This window comes from Streptomyces sp. DH41, assembly GCF_029813785.1.
Taxonomy (GTDB): domain Bacteria; phylum Actinomycetota; class Actinomycetes; order Streptomycetales; family Streptomycetaceae; genus Streptomyces.
The window spans coordinates 157,266-174,078 of record NZ_JARVKY010000010.1; the positions used below are offsets into that span (position 1 = coordinate 157,266).

The window sequence follows — 16,813 nt, forward strand, 5'->3', positions numbered from 1 at the left end:
CCGCCGGGTTACTCGTGTTGTACAACCCAGGACGGAAGCGCCCCCTCCATGAGCCTGCACGGTCTGCTCGACGCCGTCGTCAAGGACACCGCCCTCGCGGAAGCGATCTCGGCGGCCTCGGACGGCAACCGCATGCACGTCGACCTGGTCGGCCCTCCCGCGGCCCGCGCCTTCTCGGTCGCCGCGCTGGCCCGCGGGACGGGCCGCCCCGTGCTGGCGGTGACGGCGACGGGACGCGAGGCGGAGGACCTGGCCGCGGCCCTGCGCTCGCTGCTGCCCGAGGAGGGCGTCGTCGAGTACCCCTCGTGGGAGACGCTCCCGCACGAGCGGCTCAGCCCCCGCAGCGACACCGTCGGACGCCGCCTCGCCGTCCTGCGGCGCCTCGCCCACCCCCGCCCCGACGACCCCGAGACCGGCCCGGTCTCCGTCGTCGTCGCACCCGTACGCTCCGTGCTCCAGCCGCAGGTCAAGGGCCTGGGCGACCTGGAGCCGGTGGCGCTGCGCACCGGGCAGAGCGCCGACCTGAACGAGATCGTCGAGGCCCTGGCGGCCGCCGCGTACGCGCGCGTGGAGCTGGTGGAGAAGCGCGGCGAGTTCGCCGTGCGCGGCGGCATCCTGGACGTCTTCCCGCCGACCGAGGAGCACCCCCTCCGCGTCGAGTTCTGGGGTGACGACGTCGAGGAGATCCGCTACTTCAAGGTCGCCGACCAGCGCTCCCTGGAGGTCGCCGACCACGGCCTGTGGGCACCGCCCTGCCGTGAGCTGCTGCTCACCGACGACGTACGGGAGCGGGCCCGGGTCCTCGCCGAGGACCACCCCGAGCTGGGCGAACTGCTCGGCAAGATCGCCGAGGGCATCGCGGTCGAGGGCATGGAGTCCCTGGCCCCCGTCCTCGTCGACGACATGGAACTGCTGCTGGACGTGCTGCCCAAGGGCGCGATGGCCCTGGTCTGCGACCCGGAGCGGGTGCGCACGCGGGCCGCCGACCTCGTGGCCACCAGCCAGGAGTTCCTCCAGGCGTCCTGGGCGGCCACCGCGGGCGGCGGCGAGGCGCCGATCGACGTGGACGCGGCCTCCCTGTGGTCCATCGCGGACGTCCGGGAGCGGGCCCGCGAGCTGGACATGATGTGGTGGTCGGTGTCGCCGTTCGCCGCCGACGACGCGCTGGACGACGCCGACACGCTCAAGCTCGGCATGCACGCCCCGGAGACCTACCGCGGCGACACCGCCAAGGCGCTGGCCGACACCAAGGGCTGGCTCGCCGACGGCTGGCGCGCGGTCTACGTCACCGAGGGCCACGGCCCGGCCGCCCGCACCGTCGAGGTACTCGGCGGCGAGGGCATCGCGGCCCGCCTGGACAGCGACCTCGGCACACTGAGCCCGTCCGTCGTGCACGTCTCCTGCGGTTCGATCGACTACGGCTTCGTCGACCAGGCCCTCAAGCTCGCCGTGCTCACCGAGACCGACCTGACCGGGCAGAAGGCCGCCGGCCGCGAGGGTGCCCGGATGCCGGCCCGGCGCCGCAAGACCATCGACCCGCTCACCCTGGAGGCGGGCGACTACATCGTCCACGAGCAGCACGGCGTCGGCCGCTACATCGAGATGGTCCAGCGCACCGTGCAGGGCGCCACCCGCGAGTACCTGGTCGTGGAGTACGCCCCCGCCAAGCGCGGCCAGCCCGGCGACCGGCTCTACATCCCCACCGACCAGCTGGAGCAGATCACCAAGTACGTCGGCGGCGAGGCCCCCACCCTGCACCGTCTGGGCGGCGCCGACTGGACCAAGACCAAGGCCCGCGCGAAGAAGGCGGTCAAGGAGATCGCCGCCGACCTGATCAAGCTGTACAGCGCGCGGATGGCGGCGCCGGGGCACGCCTTCGGCACGGACACCCCCTGGCAGCGCGAGCTGGAGGACGCCTTCCCCTACGTGGAGACCCCGGACCAGCTCACCACCATCGCCGAGGTCAAGGAGGACATGGAGAAGACGGTCCCCATGGACCGCCTGATCTGCGGCGACGTCGGCTACGGCAAGACCGAGATCGCGGTGCGCGCCGCCTTCAAGGCCGTCCAGGACGGCAAGCAGGTGGCCGTACTCGTGCCGACGACGCTGCTGGTGCAGCAGCACTTCGGGACGTTCAGCGAGCGGTACGCCCAGTTCCCGGTGAACGTGCGGGCGCTGTCCCGCTTCCAGTCCGACACCGAGTCGAAGGCGACCCTGGAGGGTCTGCGCGAGGGCTCGGTGGACATCGTCATCGGCACCCACCGCCTCTTCTCCTCCGAGACGAAGTTCAAGGATCTCGGACTCGTCATCGTCGACGAGGAGCAGCGCTTCGGCGTCGAGCACAAGGAGCAGCTGAAGAAGCTCCGCGCCAACGTCGACGTCCTGACCATGTCCGCCACGCCCATCCCGCGCACCCTGGAGATGGCGGTCACCGGCATCCGCGAGATGTCCACGATCACCACCCCGCCCGAGGAACGCCACCCGGTGCTGACCTTCGTCGGCCCCTACGAGCACAAGCAGATCGGCGCCGCGATCCGCCGCGAGCTGCTGCGCGAGGGCCAGGTCTTCTACATCCACAACCGGGTCGAGTCCATCGACCGCGCGGCGGCCAAGCTGCGCGAGATCGTCCCCGAGGCGCGCATCGCCACCGCCCACGGCCAGATGTCGGAACAGGCCCTCGAACAGGTCGTCGTCGACTTCTGGGAGAAGAAGTTCGACGTGCTGGTCTCCACGACCATCGTCGAGTCCGGCATCGACATCTCCAACGCCAACACCCTCATCGTCGAGCGCGGCGACAACTTCGGCCTCAGCCAGCTCCACCAGCTGCGCGGCCGCGTCGGCCGAGGCCGGGAGCGCGGCTACGCCTACTTCCTCTACCCGCCGGAGAAGCCGCTCACCGAGACCGCGCACGAACGCCTCGCCACCATCGCCCAGCACACCGAGATGGGCGCGGGCATGTACGTGGCGATGAAGGACCTGGAGATCCGCGGCGCGGGCAACCTCCTCGGCGGTGAGCAGTCCGGCCACATCGCGGGCGTCGGCTTCGACCTGTACGTACGGATGGTCGGCGAGGCGGTCGCCGACTACCGGGCCTCCCTGGAGGGCGGTGTCGAGGAGGAGCCGCCGCTCGAGGTCAAGATCGAGCTGCCCGTCGACGCGCACGTCCCGCACGACTACGCGCCGGGCGAGCGGCTGCGGCTCCAGGCGTACCGGTCCATCGCCTCCGCCAGCAGCGAGGAGGACGTCAAGGCCGTACGCGAGGAGCTCGTCGACCGCTACGGCAAGCTGCCGGAGCCGGTGGAAAACCTGCTGCTGGTAGCGGGCCTGCGGATGCTCGCGCGGGCGTGCGCCGTCGGCGAGATCGTGCTCCAAGGCAACAACATCCGGTTCGCGCCGGTCGAGTTGCGCGAGTCCCAGGAGCTGAGGCTCAAGCGGCTCTACCCCGGAAGCGTCATCAAGGCGGGCGCCCACCAGGTCCTGGTACCGCGACCGAAGACCGCGAAGGTGGGCGGAAAGCCCCTGGTCGGGCGGGAACTGCTCGGCTGGGTGGGGGAGTTCCTGACCTCGATCCTGGGTTCGTAGCCGCCCGGCAGGTGTGTGACGAAGCCGCCCACGGGGACAGGCCCGTGGACGGCTTCGAGGTGTTCGACCTGCGGGGCGCCCTACTGCGCCCGGCTAGTGTTCCGGCCGGCCGCCGCCCCGCTCACGCCCGAAGCCGAGCTTGCCCTCGGCCCGCTGCTGTGCGGCGTCGACCTGCTTCGCGTGCTTGCCGCCGGTCCTCTGGTTGACCTGGCGCTCGGCGGCGTCGGACATCTTCCTTGACCTGTCCTTGTCCTTGCCGGCCATGTTCTTCATCTTGTCGAGGATGCCCATGCAGGAGCTCCTTCCGAGACGTGACTCACCTCCGACGTTACGGCAGATATGTCCTGCATGCCCATTAAGGACGATTAAGGCCCACTATGGTCTGGACCTCTCTGTCGCTACGGTGAGACGGCGAACGGCAAGGGGAGGGCCCGCATGAGGCGACACAGCAGGATCCGTACCGGATGGGCGGCGGGCGCGGCCCTCGCTCTGGCCCTGGTCACCGGATGCGAAGGCGGCGACGGCGACGGGGCCTCGGCCTCCGGCAGCGCTGCCGGGGCCCCGGCCGAGGGGCGGGCCGCGGGCCAGGCCGTCAGCCCGCTGGACAACCCGGACGGTACCGAACCCGGCCTCGCCCCGGTCACGGGCGACACCCACCGGGCGACGGGCAGGAAGCTCATCGAGGGCCTGAAGACCAAGGGGCGCGGCCCCAAGACGGGGTACGACCGCGACGAGTTCGGCTACGCCTGGATGGACACGGCCGACGGCGTGCCGTACGCCCGGAACGGTTGTGACACGCGGAACGACCTGCTGAAACGCGACGGTGAGAAGGTGCGCTTCCGCTCCGGCTCCGACTGCGTGATCGTCGCCATGACCCTGGACGACCCGTACACCGGAACGACCATCGAGTGGCGCAAGCAGAAGGCGAGCGAGGTCCAGATCGACCACGTCGTGCCGCTGTCGTACAGCTGGCAGATGGGCTCCTCGCGGTGGGACGAGGGCAAGCGCGAACAACTGGCGAACGACCCGCTCAACCTGCTCCCGGTCGAGGGCCGCGCCAATTCCGCCAAGGGGGACTCCGGGCCGGCCACCTGGCTCCCGCCCAGCAAGACGGTCCGGTGCGCCTACGCCGTCCGCTTCGCGCAGGTCGCCGACAAGTACGAACTGGCGGTGACGGCGTCCGACAGGCGGATGATGCTGAAGCAGTGCGGCGGCTGACGGGGGCCTGGGGAGCGGTGACGAAAACCGCTTCCGGGCCGTCGGTGCTCCTGTCTACGGTGACGCCATGGAGCTGAAGGTATCGAGCCTCGCGGAGCGCCCGGAGATGGTGGACCGGGTCCGGGAAATGGCCGACAGCTGGCCCGCGTTCGCCGTCGAGGACCTCTCGGGCAACGCCCACTACCCGCGCATCGCCGTCGAACTGCCGGAGTACGTGCAGTTCGCCGAGGACGAGCACGGCGAGGTCGTCGCGCACGGCCAGAGTGTGCCGTTCGCCCTGCACCGGGAGGGACGCGGCACGCTTCCCGCGCGTGGCTGGGGCGAGGTGCTCGTGTGGGCCTTCAGCGACCTGCGCCGCGGTGTCCGTCCCGACACCGTCAGCGCCATCTCCGTCACCGTCGCCCCGCATGCCCAGGGGCGCGGCGTGTCCGGCCGGATGCTCGCCGCGATGCGCGACAACGCCCGCGCCCGCGGTTTCCGCGAGGTCGTCGCTCCCGTCCGCCCCAACGCCAAGCACCTCGAACCACACACGCCCATCGAGGAGTACGCCCGCCGCCTGCGCCCCGACGGCCTGCCGCACGACCCGTGGCTGCGGGTCCACGCCCGGGCCGGTGCCACTCTCGACTCGGTGGCCCCGGCCTCCATGACCGTCTCCGGCTCGCTGGACGAGTGGCGGCACTGGACGGGACTGCCCTTCGACACCGCCGGGGACGTCGTGGTTCCCGGCGCCCTGGTGCCGGTGCGCTGCGAACCGGAGCGCGGGTACGCGGTGTACGTCGAGCCGAACGTGTGGATGCGTCACGCGCTTTGAGCTTCTGGGCTTGCTTCCCAGGCATGGGCGCCGTAAGGCGCAGGCGTTCATCCGCCCGCCGGTTCCCCTCGTCCCGTTCGTCCCGTCGGTCCCGGCGCGTCAGAACTCGCCGTTGCCGAGCAGCTCGCCGTCGGCGTCGTAGACGGTGACGAGGCCGTTCTCGCTCTGCTTCCAGTCGGCGAACGCGGAGGCGATGAGATTGGCGGGGCCCGTGCCCTCGCCCATGATGCCGCCGGTGAAGTCGGTGTAGACGTCGGCCGCGTCGAGGATGTCGTTCTGCTCGTCGGCGCCCTGCACCTTGGTGACGTGGGCGATGGCGTCCTTCTCCGCCGCCGTTCCGTTCTTCTGCACGAACGCCTTGAACTGATCGGCCTGGGACGCTTTCTCGACGGCCTTGTCCTCGGCGGGCTTCGCGTCGGACTTGCCGTCCGTGCCGTCCGACTTCGCGCCGCCGGAGTTCTCGCCCGAGCTCGCCGAGGTCCGGCTGTCGCTCTTGCCGTCGCCGCCCCCGTCACCGGAGTTCGCGGACACCGCGCCGATGACGACGAGCCCCACGACGGCCCCCAGCGCGATCTTGGTCTTCATGCCCATGACTTCTGTCCCTCCCCATGCGGCAACCGCCACCTCTCGGCGGTTGCTTGTTCGCGAGGTCAATAAGAACAGAGCTTGTGAACCGAGTCAACCGCGTTCACAGGAGTGCGTGCGTACACGGGCGTGAATCGAGGAAGGCGCGGCTACGTCGGTATGCTCGCCGACACACCATCGACGAGGGGGCCGTGCGGGTGCAGGACAACGCGACAGAAGTGACCGCCGCTGGAATCGCCCGGCTCGCCGGCGTCGGCCGAGCGGCCGTCAGCAACTGGCGCCGTCGGCACGCCGACTTCCCCAAGCCGGTCGGCGGCACCGAGACCAGCCCCTCCTTCGCCCTCGCCGAGGTGGAGGGATGGCTGCGCGAACACAGCAAACTCGCCGAGGTCCCCCTGCGGGAACGGGTCTGGCAGCAACTCGTCGGCCACCCCGAGGGCCCGGTCACCGCGCTCAGGCACGCCGGCTGCGTCCTGCTGCTGATCCACGACCGCCCCACGCGCTGGCTGGAGGTGAGCGCCGGCTCCGACGTACGGCTCGCCGCGATGCTGCCCGAGGCGCTGGACCAGGTGCTGACGGCGCGTTTCGGGACGGCTGCTGTGAACGCCTCCAGCGGTGACCGCGCGGCCGCCTCTGTTCACACGGAACGCTCCGGGAAAGCGCCGACCCCTGTGAACGCCTCGCCGAGGGTTCACACCCCCGCCCTCGACGCCCCCACCGGCCCAGCCGTCCTCCCCTCCGCCCCCCTCCTGCGCGGCACCGCCGAACTCGCCGCCGAGCTCGGGGCCCGGCAGACCTTCGAGTTCCTGCTCGGCCGGCACCTCGACGCCAACCCCCGCCAGTACACGCTCACCCCCGCCGACCTCGCCGGCCTCATGGCGGACCTCGCCGGCCCCGCCCGCACCGTCCTCGACCCCGCCTGCGGCACCGGCGCCCTCCTGCGCGCCGCCGCGCCGCACGGCCCCGCCCCCCGCACCGAACAGGCCGACCAGCGGCTGTACGCCCAGGACGGCGCCCCCGACCTCGCCGCGCTCACCGGTCTCCGGCTGGCCCTGCACTCCCGGGCCACCGTGCGCGGAGCCGCCGGCGACACCCTGCGCGCGGACGCCTTCCCCGAGCTGCGCGCCGACGCCGTCCTGTGCCACCCGCCGTTCAACGAACGCAACTGGGGCCACGACGAACTCGCCTACGACGCCCGCTGGGAGTACGGCTTCCCGGCCCGCACCGAGTCCGAGCTGGCCTGGGTGCAGCACGCGCTCGCCCGCCTGCGGGACGGCGGCACGGCCGTCCTCCTCATGCCGCCCGCCGCCGCCTCCCGCCGCTCCGGCCGCCGCATCCGCGCCGACCTGCTGCGCCGGGGCGCGCTGCGCGCCGTGGTCGCCCTGCCCGTCGGCGCGGCACCGCCGTACAACATCCCGCTCCACCTGTGGGTGCTGCGCCGGCCCGAGAGGGCGCCCGCGCAGCCCGAGGTGCTGCTCGCCGACGTGGGGCGGTTCGCCGGCGAGGGACGCGGCGGTCCCGACTGGCGGGCCGTGCGGGACGCCGTGCTCGACGCCTGGCGGGACTTCGACCGCGCCGGCCGCCTCGACGACCGCCCGGGCCTGGCCCGTTCCCTGCCGGTCATCGCACTCCTCGACGACGACGTCGACCTCGCCCCCGCCCGCCACCTGCCGCCCCCCGCCGCGGCCGACGGCGCCGGACGGCTCACCGACGTACGCCGGCGCCTCGACGAGACCCTGCGCCTGACCACCGACCTCACCCCCGACATCGCGGCCGACCCCACCCCCTCGGCCGCCGGCACCGCACAGCCGGCGCCCCGCTGGCCGCTCACCACCGTCGGCGAACTCGCCCGCGGCGGCGCCCTCGTGCTGCGCACCGGCACCAACGGCGGCCACGCGCGCGTACCGGTACTCACCGACCACGACGTACTCGCCGGCACCGCCCCCTCCGGCACCCTCCCCGAAAGCGACGAGGAACCCGTACTGACCGAACCCGGCGACGTCGTCGTCCCGGTCCTCGGCGGCGGCTCCGTCGCGCGCATGATCGACGACGCCACCGCCGGCGCCGCCCTGGGCCGCAACCTCGTCCTGCTGCGCCCCGACCCCGCCGCGCTCGACCCCTGGTTCCTCGCCGGGTTCCTGCGCGGCACCGCCAACAACCGGCAGGCCAGCAGCTACGCCTCCACCGCCACCCGCCTCGACGTCCGCCGCCTCCAGCTCCCCCGGCTCCCGCTCGACGCCCAGCACCGCTACGGCGCCCGCTTCCGCGCCCTCGACGAGTTCGAACGGGCGCTCAGGCTCGCGGGCCGCCTCGGCGAGCAGCTCGTACGCGGGATGTACGACGGGCTCACGGACGGCACGGTGGCACCCGGCCGGTGACCTGGTGGTGATCGGTACGGCAACGGTTCGGTACAACCGGGGACCACTGTCGGTCCGGGCCTATACGCTCGGACTTCCACACTGAACGGCCCGTTCGTCCGTTCGGCACGTCGGCATCATGGTCCAGGAGCAGTCATGTACGGCAACAGCGCCGCCGGGCCGCCGCCCTCCCGCGGCGCGGCCACCGTCATCACCCTGCGCGTGCTGTTCGCCGCCGCGGGCTTTTTGACGTGCGGTCTGCTCGCCTGCGTCCCGCTGTTCCGGATCGCCGTGCTGCGCGGCCGCGGGCTCGACTGGACCGTGGCCTGGCTGAGCCTGCCGGTGTCGATCGGCTGCCTCGCCGTGGTCGGTGAGCTGCCGGAGAGCGACCGCCGCACGGACCTCGCCATGATCGCTCTCCTGCTGATCGGGGCCGCGGCCAGCGCGTACTTCCTCGTGGTCGACATACGCCTGCACGCCGTACCGCGCCAGTTCGCGGGCTACGCGCCGCCGCGGCAGGCCCCCGCCGCGTACTACGGCCAGAGCCACCCCGCGGGACCGTACGCGCCCACGGTCGTGTCGCAGCCCCCGCTCGCCCCGGCCCCGAGGTCCGCGCACCCCGGGTTCCCGGCGCCCCAGTCGCCGGTACACCAGACGCCGGTACACCAGACGCCGGTACACCAGATGCCGACAAGCCAGGGACCGACCCCCCAGCCGCCGGTGCCTCAGACGCCCGTGCCCCGGGGACCCGCTTCCACCCCGCCGCCCGGACATCCCACCCCCGCCCGCATCGACCAGGTCCGCGCCGAGCTCGACGAGCTCAGCGACTACCTGCGCGCCCACGACGGCAACAGCAACGGCAACGGCAACGGCGACAACCAGGGCGGAAGGTGACCGTGACGACCGGCCGTGTCGTCGCCGACCGGTACGAGCTGTCCACGCTCATCGGGCAGGGCGGCATGGGCCAGGTCTGGACGGCGTACGACCGGAGGCTCGACCGGCGCGTCGCGGTGAAGCTGCTGCGCCCCGACAAGGTGGCCGGCCAGGAGGCCGACGAACTGCGCCGCCGGTTCGTGCGCGAGTGCCGGGTGACCGCACAGGTCGACCACCCCGGTCTCGTCACGGTGCACGACGCGGGCAGCGAGGGCGAGGAACTGTTCCTCGTCATGCAGTACGTCGACGGCGCCGACCTCTCCGACCACCTCGCCGAACACGACCCGTACCCCTGGCAGTGGGCGGTCGCGGTCGCGGCCCAGTTGTGCGCCGTCCTGAGCGCCGTGCACGCCGTGCCGATCGTCCACCGCGACCTCAAGCCGCGCAACGTGATGGTGAAGCAGGACGGCACCGTCACCGTCCTCGACCTCGGCGTCGCCTCCGTCATGGACGCCGACACCACCCGCCTCACCCACACCGGCACCCCCATAGGCTCGCCCGCCTACATGGCGCCCGAGCAGGCGATGGGCGGCGCGGTCGGCCCGTACACCGACCTCTACGCACTCGGCGTACTCCTGCACGAACTGCTCAGCGGCGACGTCCCGTTCGCCGGCTCCACCGCCCTCGGCGTGCTCCACCGGCACCTGTACGAACCGCCGCTGCCCGTACGCCGTATCCGCCCCGAAGTCCCCGAGGAGCTCGAAACCCTCGTGCTGCGCCTGCTCGCCAAGGACCCGCAGCACCGCCCCGCCTCCGCCCAGGAGGTCTACGAGCACCTGGCGCTGCTGCTGCCCGCACGCGGCATGCCCACCGGCGGGCCCCTCGACCCCACCCGCCCCTTCGTACGCCCGCACGCCCCCTGGCCCGACCGCGCGCGCACCCCCGCGCCCCAGCCGGCCCCCGTGGCGCCCGCCGCCGAGGCCGAGAAGCCGGACGTGGCCCGCGCCGTCGACGACGTCAAACGCCTCCTCGGCGAGGGCCGCATCACCCAGGCCGTCGACATCCTCGGCGCGATCCTGCCCGCCGCCGCCGAACAGCACGGCGAGCGCTCCCCGGTCGTGCGCACCCTGCGCAAGCAGTACGCGGCCACCCTGATGGACGACGGCCAGTACCGGCGCGCACTGCCGGAGCTGCGCCGCCTCGCCGGCGAACGCGCCGCCGAGGCCGGCCAGGCCGACCCCCAGTCCCTGCGCCACCGCTACGACGCCGCCCAGTGCCTGGAACAGCTCGGCGAACCGGCCGCCGCCCTCGCCGAGTACCGCGCGCTGCTGCCGTACTACGAGAACCAGTACGTCGCCGGCGACCCCGGCCTCGCCCACGACGTCCGCCGCCGCGTCGGCCACCTGCTCCTCGCCCTGGGCGACCGCGCCGCCGCCCACGAGACGCTGGCCCGGCTGCTGCACGACGTGGAGAGCCTGCACGGCCCCGGCCACCCGCTCGCGGCCGAGATCCGGCGCACCCTGCAGTGGCTCGGTCAGGTACGCGGCTGACGACCGCCACCCCGCCAGGGGCGAGGCGGTGCCCGAAGTCCCGGTGAATCGTTGGTCGAATGGGTTGGCCAGAGCCCGGCCACTGCCTACCATCGATCATCGCAAGACTTTGTGCACCGTCGCACAAGCTCTCCTCGGGAGGTTTCCTTGCACCGCCGCCGTCGCACCGCGCTCCTCCTCACCGCCGCGATCGCCGTCGCGGCGCCCCTGCTCACCGCCTGCGGCAACGACGCGCATCCGGGAGCGGCGGCCGTCGTGGGCGACCAGCGGATCACCGTCGCCCAGCTGGAGAACCGCGTCGACGAGGTACGCGAGGCACAGCGGGCCGCCGTCCCGGACGACGCCCAGTACCAGCAGGTCCTCGCCCGCACCGGCGGCCTCACCCGCGACACCCTGCACAGCATGGTCCTCGACCGGGTCCTGCACCGCGCGGCCCAGGACGCGGGCGTGACCGTCACCCGCAAGGACGTCCAGCGGATGCGCGGCGGCCTCGAGGAACAGGCCGGCGGCGCCGAGGCGCTGGAGACGGTCTGGCTGCAGCAGTACGGCGTCCCGCCCGAGCGCCTCGACGACAACCTCCGCGTCCAGCTGGAGGCCCAGAAGCTCGCCGAGACCCTCGGCACCGACACCAGCCGGCCCGAGTTCTGGCAGGCCCTGTCCGAGGCCTCCGAGAAGCTCGACGTCGACCTCAACCCGCGCTACGGCGCCTGGGACGTCCAGAAGAGCAGCCGCGTCGACACCAAGGTGCCGTGGCTGCGGGAGACCACGGCGGCGCAGACGCGACAGACGGCGTAACGGCAGGGCGGGGCGGCGGACGGCCTCGCCGGACGGCACGGGACCCCGGGCTCTCGGGACCCCGGGATCTCGGGACCCCGGGATCTCGGGACCCCGGGATCTCGGGACCCCGGGGCTCCTGGATCTCGGGACCCCTGGGCCCCTGTGGACAACTCACGGGGCTGTCGGCCCTGTGCGTTACGTTCTGATGGTGAACGCAACCACCGCCGACGCCACCCCCGGCACCGCCGCCGACCCCGGCCGCGTCGTCCTGCTCACCACCAGCCACCGCGTCGCCCCCGGCCTGCTGTCCTGGCCCGCCTGGCAGGCCCTGCGCACCGCCGACCGTGTGCTGTGCGCCGACGGGACGCACCCGCAGCTGCCGTATCTGCGCGAGGCGGGCATACGGGTCGACGAGACGGCCCCCACCGCCGAGGAACTGGTCGCCGCCTGCGCCGGCGGTCACACGGTGGTGGTCGTGGCGACCGGTGAGGGCGACCCCGCCCTCACCGACGGACTGGCCCGCCTCGCCGGATCGGGCCGCCTGCGGATGCCGGACCTGGAGCTGCTCCCCGCCTCCTACGACCTTCCGGGCGCGCGCCTGCTCGACCTCGTCCAGGTCATGGACCGCATCCGCGTCGAGTGCCCGTGGTCGTCGCAGCGCACCCACAAGGGCCTCGCGAAGTACGCCATCGAGGAGGCGTACGAACTCGTCGAGGCGATCGAGGACGGCGACCGCGACGAACTGCGCGAGGAGCTGGGCGACGTGCTCCTCCAGGTCGTCTTCCACGCCCGCATCGCCGAGGAGGACCCCGACGCGCCGTTCTCCGTCGACGACGTCGCCGGCACCATCGTCACCAAGCTGATCCACCGCCACCCGCACGTCTTCGGCGACGAGACGGCGTCCACCCCCGAGGAGGTCAGGGAGCACTGGCTGCGCACCAAGGCGGCCGAGAAGCAGCGCACCTCGGTCACCGAGGGCGTCCCCCTCGGCCAGCCCGGCCTCGCCCTCGCCGCCAAGCTCGCCTCCCGGGTGCGCACGGCCGGCCTCCCGGTCCCGCTCCCGTCGGGCGAGGGCATCGGCTACGAGCTACTGGCCCTGGCGGCACGCGCCGAGGCCGAGGGCACGGACCCGGAGGCGGCACTGCGAGCGGCGGCACGGGCGTACCGGGACGCGATCAGGCAGACCGAGGGCGCCGGGGACTGAGGACGCCGGGGGACTGAGGAGGCCTCCGGCTCCCCGGATACGGTCAAGGTGTGACCGACCACCCCACGCCCGACCACCCCACGCCCGCCGGCGCCGGCCCCGACAGCGCAGCCCCCGCCGTCCCCGCCCCCGAGCTCTTCACCTGGGAGTTCGCCGGCGACCCCTACCCCGCCTACGCCTGGCTGCGCGAGCACGCCCCCGTGCACCGGACACGGCTGCCCAGCGGTGTGGAGGCCTGGCTGGTCACGCGGTACGCCGAAGCCAAGCAGGCCCTCGCCGACCCGCGGCTGTCCAAGAACCCGGCGCACCACGACGAGCCCGCGCACGCCAAGGGCAAGACCGGCATTCCGGGGGAGCGGAAGGCCGAGTTGATGACGCATCTGCTGAACATCGACCCGCCCGACCACACCAGGCTGCGCCGGCTGGTCAGCAAGGCGTTCACGCCCCGCCGGGTCGCCGAGTTCGCGCCCCGGGTGCAGGAGCTCGCCGACGACCTCATCGACCGGTTCGCCGGCACGGGGTCCGCCGACCTGATCCACGAGTTCGCCTTCCCGCTGCCCATCTACGCCATCTGCGACCTGCTCGGCGTACCCCGCGAGGACCAGGACGACTTCCGGGACTGGGCGGGGATGATGATCCGCCACGGTGGCGGGCCTCGGGGCGGGGTCGCGCGGTCGGTGAAGAAGATGCGGGGCTACCTCGCCGACCTCATCCACCGCAAGCGCGCGGCGCTGCCGCCCGAGCCCGGCCCCGACGAGGACCTCGTCTCCGCGCTCATCCGCGCCTCCGACCACGGCGAGCACCTCACCGAGAACGAGGTGGCGGCGATGGCCTTCATCCTGTTGTTCGCGGGTTTCGAGACCACGGTCAACCTGATCGGCAACGGCACGTACGCCCTGCTCACCCACCCGGACCAGCGGTCCCGGCTGCAGACGTCCCTCGCCGCCGGTGAGCGCGCCCTGCTGGAGACCGGCGTCGAGGAACTGCTGCGCTACGACGGCCCGGTGGAAATGGCCACCTGGCGCTTCGCCACCCGGCCGCTCACCATCGGCGGGCAGGACATCGCGGCCGGCGACCCCGTACTGGTCGTCCTCGCCGCCGCCGACCGGGACCCGGAGCGGTTCACGGACCCGGACACCCTCGACCTCGCCCGCAGGGACAGCCAGCACCTCGGGTACGGCCACGGCATCCACTACTGCCTCGGCGCCCCGCTCGCCCGGCTGGAGGGGCAGACCGCCCTCGCCACGCTGCTCACCCGACTCCCGGACCTGCGCCTCGACGCGGACCCTGCCGAGCTGCGCTGGCGCGGCGGGCTCATCATGCGCGGTCTGCGCACCTTGCCCGTGTCGTTCACACCCGTTCCGTCGTCATCCGCGGTCAACGGTTCGTCGCCAACGCAAAAGTGACACGCGCTCATCTCTGTGATCTTCACGTGATCTGCGCGGCATGAACTTGTGACAAGCGATCATCTGCCTATACGTTCACGGATCAGCGTGGCCGAGCATCACCGCCACGCGGTCCCCGTTGTCTCCGAAAGGTCGTCGCATGCTCTCCGGGAACGGTCGTCACCGTCGCCCCCGCCAGGCTCCCGCCCTGGTCGTCGCCGCCGGAGTGACCGGCTCCGCCATCGCGATCCCGCTCCTCGGCGCCACCGGCGCCCACGCGGCCGACGGGGCGAACTGGGACCAGGTCGCGCAGTGCGAGACCGGCGGTGCCTGGAGCCAGAACAGCGGCAACGGGTACTACGGAGGCCTGCAGCTGTCCCAGGACGCCTGGGAGCAGTACGGCGGCCTGGAGTACGCGCCGAGCGCCGACCGGGCCAGCCGCTCCCAGCAGATAGACGTCGCCGAGAAGATGCACGCGGACCAGGGCATCGCCGCCTGGCCGACCTGCGGTCTGCTCGCGGGCCTGGGCAACGACGCGGGGTCCGTGGGCGGCGGCACGGGTTCGCCGGGTGACGGATCGTCGCAGGGCTCGGGCACCTCGGGCACCTCGGGGACGCCGGACACCTCCGGCTCGTCCGGTTCCTCCGGCTCGACCGGCTCGACCGGCTCGACCGGCTCATCCGGTTCGACGGAGTCGTCGGAACCCGCACCCGAGGAGTCCTCTTCATCCCCTTCGTCCCCTTCGTCGTCCGCCTCGCCCACCCCTGACTCCTCGTCGGGCAGCGAGAACGATTCGACCAAGTCCGACACATCCACCGAATCCGACCCCGTGGAGAGCGCCGATCCGCAGGGCGTCGACAGTTCGCCCACGGCCTCTCCGGAGGTCGGTGAACCGGACAAGTCCGGTCGGACCGACGGCTCTTCGGCACTCACCGACACCGGTGAGTCCGGCGAGGGACGGCACCGCGGCGGCAGCGCCGAAGAGGGTGCGGCGAGCGGCCGTACGGCCGAGTCGTCGGGGCGGCACGCCTCGCGCGGAGAGGGCCAGGCGCGAGAGGTCGTGGACGGCGCGTACACCGTGCGTTCCGGCGACAGTCTCTGGGGTATCGCCGACTCCCTTGAGCTCGACGGCGGGTGGCGCTCGCTCTACACCGGCAACAAGGAGGTCGTCGGCGCCGACCCGGACCACATCCTGCCCGGTCAGACGCTCACGGTCGTGGGCGAATCGGGCGAAAAGTAGGGCCAGTTCGCGTCATAGTTAGAGACTGTATGTCCGTTTTGGATCACGTGAGAGATAGGTCTCAGAAGCCGTGATCGTCTTTGAAAAACCGCGGAGCGCGTGTCTACGGTCATGACCGCTCGCCATCGCGGGCCCCGGCTGCCGCAACGCCGAATCCTGCCAGCGGCCGTCCGGGAACAGTCGTCGCGCAAGCGCCGAAGGCAGGAGCGGGGGACCCAAGGTAAGTGCCGCACCGGGCAGTTGAGCCGGAGCGGCTAGGGGTGGAGCCGAGTTCCGCGAGGAACCCGGCCGGGCAACTCAACCGGCCCGAACCCGACAGCTCACCTCGCAGGCGTCGGTGAGGGGATCAACCATGCTGTTTTCCGGCAAGGGCAAGCACCGCCGCCCGTCCAAGGCCACCCGTGTCATCGCCGTCGCCGGCGTCACCGGTGCCGCCGTCGCCGCCCCGCTGATGGCGGCCGGCAACGCCTCCGCCGCCACCGCGTCCGAGTGGGACGCCGTCGCCCAGTGCGAGTCCGGCGGCAACTGGTCCATCAACACCGGCAACGGTTACTACGGCGGTCTGCAGTTCTCCGCCTCCACCTGGGCCGGCTACGGCGGTACGCAGTACGCCTCCACCGCCGACCAGGCCAGCAAGGCGCAGCAGATCGAGATCGCCGAGAAGGTGCTCGCGGGCCAGGGCAAGGGTGCCTGGCCGGTCTGCGGCACCGGCCTGTCGGGCGCCGCGTACACCGGCGGCGGCTCCGGCGAGAGCCAGGACGGCGGCTCCTCCGAGAGCTCCGGCAGCTCCGAGGGTTCCGGCAGCTCCGAGAGCTCGCAGAGCCAGAGCGGCGGCTCCACGGCCGAGCGTTCCACCGAGCAGAAGGCCTCCCGTTCCGACGAGCGCCCGGCGGCCGAGAAGAAGACCGTCACCACCCCGACCGGCAAGAAGGTCGAGAAGGGCGACGGCGAGTACAAGGTCGTCGAGGGCGACACCCTCAGCTCGATCGCCGAGGAGCACGACGTCGAGGGCGGCTGGGCGAAGGTGTTCAAGCTGAACGACGACATCGTCGACGACGCCGACCTGATCTACCCGGGCCAGCAGCTGCACCTCAAGTAGGCAGCGGCCCCCCCGACTCCCGTCCCGGTGCGTGTTCCCCCGTACGCACCGGGACGGGATTTTTGCGCCCCGGCCCCTCCCGGTTTCCGGAAACGTCTTTGTTCCGTTCGGAAACAATTTACTCTCGGTTCT

At 72.4% G+C, this 16,813-nt stretch carries 13 protein-coding genes and 1 riboswitch; of the genes, 11 read left to right on the forward strand and 2 right to left on the reverse strand.

The window, feature by feature from the left end:
• The first annotated feature begins 48 nt into the window (after positions 1-48).
• Entirely contained in the window at positions 49-3,582 is a 3,534-nt protein-coding gene (gene mfd / locus QC283_RS18595) for a transcription-repair coupling factor (protein ID WP_279562676.1), read from the forward strand.
• 93 nt (positions 3,583-3,675) lie between these two features.
• On the opposite strand, the gene QC283_RS18600 is transcribed toward mfd, so the two are convergent.
• Positions 3,676-3,873, reverse strand: coding sequence for an antitoxin (locus QC283_RS18600; RefSeq protein ID WP_279562677.1), 198 nt, complete (start codon positions 3,871-3,873; stop codon positions 3,676-3,678).
• Between the two features lie 144 nt (positions 3,874-4,017).
• Between QC283_RS18600 and QC283_RS18605 the strand changes: the two genes are divergently transcribed.
• Positions 4,018-4,800, forward strand: coding sequence for an HNH endonuclease family protein (locus tag QC283_RS18605; RefSeq protein WP_279562678.1), 783 nt, complete (start codon positions 4,018-4,020; stop codon positions 4,798-4,800).
• Between the two features lie 67 nt (positions 4,801-4,867).
• Positions 4,868-5,611 carry an N-acetyltransferase gene (locus QC283_RS18610; RefSeq protein ID WP_279562679.1) on the forward strand — a complete coding sequence of 248 codons (744 nt, stop codon included), beginning with the start codon at positions 4,868-4,870 and terminating at the stop codon, positions 5,609-5,611.
• A 99-nt stretch (positions 5,612-5,710) separates the two neighbouring features.
• On the opposite strand, the gene QC283_RS18615 is transcribed toward QC283_RS18610, so the two are convergent.
• Positions 5,711-6,202: a hypothetical protein gene (locus QC283_RS18615; protein WP_279562680.1), complete on the reverse strand. Its 492-nt coding sequence runs from the start codon at positions 6,200-6,202 to the stop codon at positions 5,711-5,713.
• 191 nt (positions 6,203-6,393) lie between these two features.
• Here QC283_RS18615 and QC283_RS18620 point away from each other — a divergent pair, with 191 nt between their 5' ends.
• The 8 genes from QC283_RS18620 (at position 6,394) to QC283_RS18655 (ending at position 16,681) form a co-directional block, all read left to right on the forward strand.
• Positions 6,394-8,574, forward strand: coding sequence for an N-6 DNA methylase (locus QC283_RS18620; protein ID WP_279562681.1), 2,181 nt, complete (start codon positions 6,394-6,396; stop codon positions 8,572-8,574).
• A 135-nt stretch (positions 8,575-8,709) separates the two neighbouring features.
• A complete protein-coding gene (locus tag QC283_RS18625; protein WP_279562682.1) occupies positions 8,710-9,447 on the forward strand; it encodes a hypothetical protein in 738 nt (245 codons plus the stop codon).
• A gap of 38 nt (positions 9,448-9,485) precedes the next feature.
• On the forward strand, positions 9,486-10,976 hold the full coding sequence (gene pkaE, locus QC283_RS18630) for a serine/threonine protein kinase PkaE (RefSeq protein WP_279562785.1): 1,491 nt from the start codon (positions 9,486-9,488) through the stop codon (positions 10,974-10,976).
• 147 nt (positions 10,977-11,123) lie between these two features.
• Entirely contained in the window at positions 11,124-11,771 is a 648-nt protein-coding gene (locus tag QC283_RS18635) for a SurA N-terminal domain-containing protein (protein ID WP_279562683.1), read from the forward strand.
• A 187-nt stretch (positions 11,772-11,958) separates the two neighbouring features.
• Complete coding sequence (locus tag QC283_RS18640) at positions 11,959-12,957, forward strand: nucleoside triphosphate pyrophosphohydrolase (protein ID WP_443032633.1); 999 nt, start codon at positions 11,959-11,961, stop codon at positions 12,955-12,957.
• A 50-nt stretch (positions 12,958-13,007) separates the two neighbouring features.
• Complete coding sequence (locus QC283_RS18645; protein ID WP_279562685.1) at positions 13,008-14,363, forward strand: cytochrome P450 family protein; 1,356 nt, start codon at positions 13,008-13,010, stop codon at positions 14,361-14,363.
• Between the two features lie 139 nt (positions 14,364-14,502).
• Complete coding sequence (locus QC283_RS18650; protein ID WP_279562686.1) at positions 14,503-15,582, forward strand: LysM peptidoglycan-binding domain-containing protein; 1,080 nt, start codon at positions 14,503-14,505, stop codon at positions 15,580-15,582.
• A gap of 182 nt (positions 15,583-15,764) precedes the next feature.
• Positions 15,765-15,931, forward strand: a riboswitch (cyclic di-AMP (ydaO/yuaA leader).
• A gap of 3 nt (positions 15,932-15,934) precedes the next feature.
• Positions 15,935-16,681, forward strand: a complete 747-nt coding sequence (locus QC283_RS18655) for a LysM peptidoglycan-binding domain-containing protein (protein WP_279562687.1) — start codon at positions 15,935-15,937, stop codon at positions 16,679-16,681.
• Positions 16,682-16,813 lie beyond the last annotated feature (132 nt).